Below are 5,871 nucleotides of genomic sequence, written 5' to 3'. Positions count from 1 at the left end.
CCTTGAGGCAGCAAAAAAAGGTGAAGTCCATAAGGTAAATGACGCAATCTGGAATACAGCTGGAGGCGTTAAAGCAGCCAACCTGATGCTGGATGATATTGAGAAGTATTTCTTGAAGTAATAGCATTTCTTCTTATTTAATAAATACAACATTGATATTGAAAAACCCGCAAATTTTTGCGGGTTTTTTCTTTTTTTCATAAACATCCCATTTTCGGAAAGAATAAATTTAAATCCAGAATGGCGGAGATTTCAATGAGACAGTTATTTCGGAAAAATCGCATGAAAGAACTTGAGAAAGAAGCAATTAAACAAGATACCCATGGCGATAATGGTCAAGAACAAGACAATTACCTGAACGATCATGGATGGGAGCTCTTGTTTAAAAGGTCTCACGACTTCAAGAAAACGTTTTACGTGAACCAAAAGAGTGGAAAAAAGTTTTGTTTTTCCTTTATGACTACTTTAATAGATGAAAGTCTTCTGCAAAACAACGCCCTTCCCTATCTATTACAAGGGGATTTTAGAGATATTGAGGATGTTAAAAAGCTGATTCCGATTGCCGATGTACAGGTTTCCGAGAAAAACGAGGATATCGAGAAAAAGCTTTTTAATGGGTATGTCATGCTCACATTAGAAGATGAAGAAAAGCGATTTGCCTTCATCGCTGCACAAAAAGAAGTGGTAAGAGCTGTTGCCCAGCCAGAGGTTGAGTTCAGCGTTATTGGTCCAAAGGAATCCTTTGTTGAATCCATTGACCAAAACCTTAACCTCATTCGCAAGAGGGTACCGGTAAAAGAGCTGATTATTGAAAACTATACAGTTGGGAGTCTCTCTCATAGCGCTGTAGCCATTCTTTATATCGATGGCATAACCAATACCGACAATGTAGACACAGTAAGGCAAAGGATCAAAGAGATAGAATTTGATGAAATCACCGATAGTTCGTATATCGTGCAATTAATATCAGATAATGAAAATTCTCCGTTTCCACAATTGCTGGATACGGAAAGGCCAGACCGTGTCGCCGCAATTCTTGCTGAAGGAAAAGTAGCCATCCTTTGTGATGGCTCACCGCATGCATTGATTGGTCCGACTACACTTGTGGAATTCTTCGGTTCATTCGAAGATTATTTTTTAAACTATCTGCTTTCTTCCTTTTTCCGGTTGGTCCGTTTGTTCGCGGTAGCCTTCTCGATTTTAATAACACCTATTTACGTAGCAACGCTTTCCTATCACTATGAGCTGATTCCAAAGGATCTGCTCAGTACATTGATTACATCAAGGAGAGAAATTCCCCTCCCTCCTATTTTGGAAGCTTTGTTCCTTGAGTTAACGATTGAGCTTTTGCGTGAGGCGGGAGCCCGACTTCCTACCAAGGTCGGCCAGACGATCGGTATCGTAGGCGGTATCGTTATTGGAACAGCATCCGTAGAAGCAGGCTTGACAAGTAATGTACTGCTGATCATTGTTGCATTGGCTGCGCTCGCATCCTTTACAACTCCGGTATATCGAATGGGCAATACGATCAGGCTCTTGCGTTTTCCTTTTCTATTCTTTGCGGAACTATGGGGCTTGTTAGGAATCGTTACTTCATTCGCGTTTTTATTGACACACTTATTGCGGCTTACTTCACTAGGCCGGCCATTCCTGGAGCCTTTATATCCGCCACGGGTTACAGATTTCAAGGATGCGATTATTCGATTGCCTTTTAAGAAACAGTCAAAGCGGCCACAATTTCTAAGAACAGAAAATCCTGTACGCTTCAGTGAGAAAAAGGCAAAAGAAAAGAAGGACATCGATGAATGAGGATTGGAGGTTTTGTGAATTATGATGCAGCAGCCTGTTCCTGAAAGATTGCAAATATCGCCGTTTCTCGTTCTGTATTTAATCATGTCCATGCAAATCGGAATTGGAGTCCTTGGATATCAGCGGATTATAGCCGAGTCTGCTGGCTATGATGCCTGGATCTCGGTTCTTGGAGCTGGATTAAGCATTCACATCATTATTTGGATGATCTATAAAATCTGCGGAACGGTCGAGGGCGATATCGTTACCGCCAATGCCTATGTGTTCGGAAAAAAAATCGGCAATCTGGTGAGCATCCTATTCATTGCCTATTTGGTTATTTTTGCTTTAGCCGTCCTCAGGACCTTTATAGAAGTCATCCAGGTATGGATGTTCCCTGAATTGAAAATCTTTTGGTTTAGTTTGGTATTTTTACTTCTATCCGTTTACATTGTATTTGGCGGCTTCAGGACAGTTACCGGAATAGCCTTTTTCTGTACTGTCCTTCCAAGCTATTTATTGCTGACTTTTAGTTTTGCATTAAAATTTGCCGATTTCAGGAACCTATTTCCAGTTTTTGATCACTCTGTGAAGGATTTGGTTACTAGTGCATATAAAATGTCGCTTACTTACATCGGGTTTGAAATACCCATCTTTTTCTATCCATTTATAAAGGATGCACCAAAATCCCAGAAGTGGGCACACCTGGGCGTCTTTCTGACAACGATAATTTATACAATCCTAGCAATCATTACCTTTTCCTATTTTTCCGAGGCACAGCTAGCAAAATCCATCTGGGCCACACTGGAAATGTGGAAAATCGTGAGCATGCCTTTTGTTGAAAGATTTGAATACATCGGCATTGCCAACTGGAACTTAATTATCCTCCCGAATATCTGTATCTCTCTTTGGGCATCAAGCATGATTTTAAAAAGAGCTTTTAAGCTTCGTCAGCGAAAAGGGGTTGTGATCGTGGCGATCCTTTGCTTAATCGCTATTAACTTTTTCGATACACGGGCAAAAATAAATCTTTTAAATGATTGGACTGGAAGAATAGGCTTTGGAGTTACGTACCTTTATATTCCTTTTTTGTTTATAGCCACCAAGATCGCCAAGAAGGTGAAAAGTAAAAATGAAAGCTAAGAATTTTATCCCTTTCTTTGCTCTTTCCATACTCTTGACAGGATGTGTGGAAAAAGAAATTATCGATGACGTCAATATTGAAATGGGCATTGGTTACGATATGAACGGACAAAAAGAGATTGAAGGTACCGTAATGGTCCCAGTTTTCAAGCCTGATAAAAACATTGGTAATTTTACATTTTCAGCTAAAGCCACTAGCAACAGAGATTTGATGCAAGAAATCCAGCGTAAATCTGCCCAGCCGGTAGTGACAGGATCACTTGAAATCGCTGTCTTTGGCGAGGAAATGGCCAAGAGTGGAATCATTGAATTAATTGATTCATTTGAGCGCGACCCAAGTATCGGCGCCAGGATTTATCTTGCTGTCGGGGAGTCGGATGCCAAAGACATACTATCTGGCACGTATGGTAATAGGGGCAACGCTATTCATTTATCTGATTTGATTAAACATAATATAAAGGACCGCAATTTGCCTGAGACGAACCTCCATTTATTTTTATTCAATTTTTATCAGGAAGGAAAAGACCCATACTTGCCTATACTGAAAAAGGTTGAGCCTGATATAGTTGATATCGTCGGGATGGCTCTCTTTAAACAAGGGCGAATGGTTCATACCATTCCTGCCGATAAAATGTTCTTTTTCAAATTATTGACGGATAAATTCAGCCAGGGAACCTTCAAAGTGAAAATCGATAATGAACAGGCTGCTATAAAAGACCTTGGATCCAAACATAAATTTAAAATTGAAAAGAGAAACCCTTATACCGTTACAATTGAAATTAAAATTGAAGGAATCATCCGAGAATATACAGGAAAAATATTATCGCCGGCAATTATTAAAAAGATCGAGAAAGAACTTGAAGAAGAAGTAAATGAACAATGTTCAGCAATGATTGCCGACTTTCAGGGGCATGGCATCGACCCTGTTGGTTTTGGCCATTTTATTAAGAGCAAAACAAGACGCTTTGATTTCAAAAAATGGGAAGATGACTACAAGAATATGACGGTGCACATTGATACCGATGTTGTCATAACTGAGGTAGGCATTGTTGAATAATCAAAGAGCAGGAATTAGATTCCTGCTCTTTTCTATGTGTTTGTTGAAAACATATATTTTTTATAGTGATAGCGGATTGAAAAGATCAGACTTACTGCCAGCATATTTCCCATTAACGAGCTGCCCCCGTAGCTGATGAAAGGCAGCGGGATACCCGTAATCGGAAGCAGGCCGATGGTCATGCCAATGTTCTGGAATACATGGAAGGTGATCATGCTGATCACGCCTACACAGATGTAAGTGTAAAAATCATTTTTCGTCTCCATGCCGATTTTTGTGATCTGGTAGATTAGCAAGAAGAAAAGGCTGACTAAAATGCTTGCACCTACAAAGCCAAACTCTTCACCAATAATACTGAAGATAAAGTCAGTATGGCTTTCTGGTAGGTAAACTTCCCTTGTCCCATACCCCTTGCCTACTGTTTCACCAGAGCCGATTGCCAAAAGGGATCTCGTTAGCTGGAATCCTGTTGAACTCTGATAATTATAAGGATCAATCCAGGAATAGATCCTGCCGAACTGGTATTCCTTTACTCCCAGATACTTTTCTAGAATCTCTGGCTTCCAGATGACAAAGTAAAAGATGATTGATATAAGCGTCATGCCTGTACCAAAAATCGGGACAAGCAGTTTCCATGTAATGCCTGAGATGAATATCATGCCAAGCATGATGGCAATGTATACGAGTGACGTCCCAAGATCGGGCTGCTGCATGACGAGCATGAGCGGAATCATCGTTACAAAACCAATTTTAAGCAATAAGAAGAAGTCTGTTTGTATCGTTTTAAGGCGATATTTTTGATGGTGGTCGACAATGACCCTGGCAAGCGCAAGAACAATGAACACTTTCACTAATTCCGACGGCTGAAGTGTTCCCATACCCGGGACCTTATACCAGCTTTTCGCTCCATTGATTACCGGGGCGATGCTTGCCGGGGCAACAATCAAGCCAGCCAGCAGCACAAGCCCAAAGCCATAGGCGTACCAGCTCAGCTTCTGCAGCTGATCAGAATCCAGTGTGATGACCGCCGCAATGATGCCAGCCCCAATCGTATACCAGATGATTTGCTTGAATAAGAAGTTTTCAGAACCATACTGCCCTGTCGTCTGGGCACTGTAAATGGCAATACAACTCGATAGAAATAATAAGAATAGTATCGTGACCAGCCCGTAATCGAGCCGGGAATTATTTTTTTGGTTAGAAGTCATGGTTATTCCCCTTTAATGAAGGACTGTACAATACTTCATTATATTTTTTTCGACAATAAATCACAACTTCTTCGCATTAATTGGTTATTATTACACATACCATTTAAAAGTTGAAATAACTTTCAGGCTATACTATACCTTGTTCCTGCCTTGCCTGATGGCTGTTTGTACCTGCCAGAAGGCAAAAACCCATACTGGGTCCATTTTCACAAAGAATTTGATTATACTTCCTTTTCCACCCCCCCATTGAAATACCGGCTTTGGATATCGTTTATCATCCATTCCAAATTATTTGGAACCTGTGGCAGCTGGTAGCCAATGAAAAGGGGCGTTGTTACAAATCTTGGGACAACCTTACAGATCATTTTCCCATTCAAGCTGTAAAAGAACAGATTGTAGCTGCTGCATTTATATGGGTAGGAATTCATGATGTAATGGACCACAGTCTGGATAAAGGATGCGAATGTGGCGGAAGGTCTGCCGTGATCCATCATGATGTTAAATTCATAAAAACCTACTTTGGGCCGGTCAGATAGATACAGCTGCACTCCTTCGTCTTCATGGATTACAGGACCCCTGAAATCCGCTTCGCCAATTTTATCATGGTAATCCAGGTCATAGAGACCGACGATTTGCATATGAGAATGCGCAATCGTACCTCCTGATAGAGGTCCA

Annotated in this window: 5 protein-coding genes and 1 pseudogene; 4 read left to right on the top strand and 2 right to left on the bottom strand. The window is 40.8% G+C overall.

The genetic code is table 11. The features are described from left to right. The 4 genes and pseudogenes from WB217_RS00805 to WB217_RS00790 all read left to right on the top strand — a co-directional run. Positions 1-121, top strand: a pseudogene (locus WB217_RS00805) (iron siderophore-binding protein); the annotation flags it as partial. Positions 122-255: 134 nt separating this feature from the next. Next, the gene (locus WB217_RS00800; RefSeq protein WP_423989732.1) at positions 256-1,809 is read left to right on the top strand and encodes a spore germination protein; all 1,554 of its coding nucleotides are present in this window, start codon (positions 256-258) and stop codon (positions 1,807-1,809) included. A gap of 21 nt (positions 1,810-1,830) precedes the next feature. Next, positions 1,831-2,931 carry a GerAB/ArcD/ProY family transporter gene (locus WB217_RS00795; protein ID WP_423989730.1) on the top strand — a complete coding sequence of 367 codons (1,101 nt, stop codon included), beginning with the start codon at positions 1,831-1,833 and terminating at the stop codon, positions 2,929-2,931. After that, positions 2,921-3,988 (top strand): Ger(x)C family spore germination protein, encoded by a 1,068-nt coding sequence (locus WB217_RS00790; RefSeq protein WP_423989728.1) that lies wholly within the window; start codon positions 2,921-2,923, stop codon positions 3,986-3,988. Before WB217_RS00795 ends, WB217_RS00790 begins: the two co-directional genes overlap by 11 nt. 32 nt (positions 3,989-4,020) lie before the next feature. Here the strand turns inward: WB217_RS00790 and WB217_RS00785 are convergent, their stop codons facing one another. Then, positions 4,021-5,196: an FtsW/RodA/SpoVE family cell cycle protein gene (locus tag WB217_RS00785; RefSeq protein ID WP_423989726.1), complete on the bottom strand. Its 1,176-nt coding sequence runs from the start codon at positions 5,194-5,196 to the stop codon at positions 4,021-4,023. A gap of 221 nt (positions 5,197-5,417) precedes the next feature. Next, positions 5,418-5,871, bottom strand: a 454-nt coding sequence (locus tag WB217_RS00780) for a DUF4931 domain-containing protein (RefSeq protein ID WP_423989724.1), incomplete at its 5' end; no start/stop codon positions are given.

The organism is Mesobacillus sp., from assembly GCF_049588175.1.
Taxonomy (GTDB): Bacteria; Bacillota; Bacilli; order Bacillales; family Cytobacillaceae; genus Mesobacillus.
Note: the sequence above shows the minus strand (reverse complement) of the source record. Positions and strands in the feature narration are given on the sequence as shown.

Coding starts and splice junctions, on each gene's coding strand:
- WB217_RS00800 (WP_423989732.1), top strand. CDS start 256: ATGAGACAGTTATTTCGGAAAAATCGCATGAAAGAACTTGAGAAAGAA.
- WB217_RS00795 (WP_423989730.1), top strand. CDS start 1,831: ATGATGCAGCAGCCTGTTCCTGAAAGATTGCAAATATCGCCGTTTCTC.
- WB217_RS00790 (WP_423989728.1), top strand. CDS start 2,921: ATGAAAGCTAAGAATTTTATCCCTTTCTTTGCTCTTTCCATACTCTTG.
- WB217_RS00785 (WP_423989726.1), bottom strand. CDS start 5,196: ATGACTTCTAACCAAAAAAATAATTCCCGGCTCGATTACGGGCTGGTC.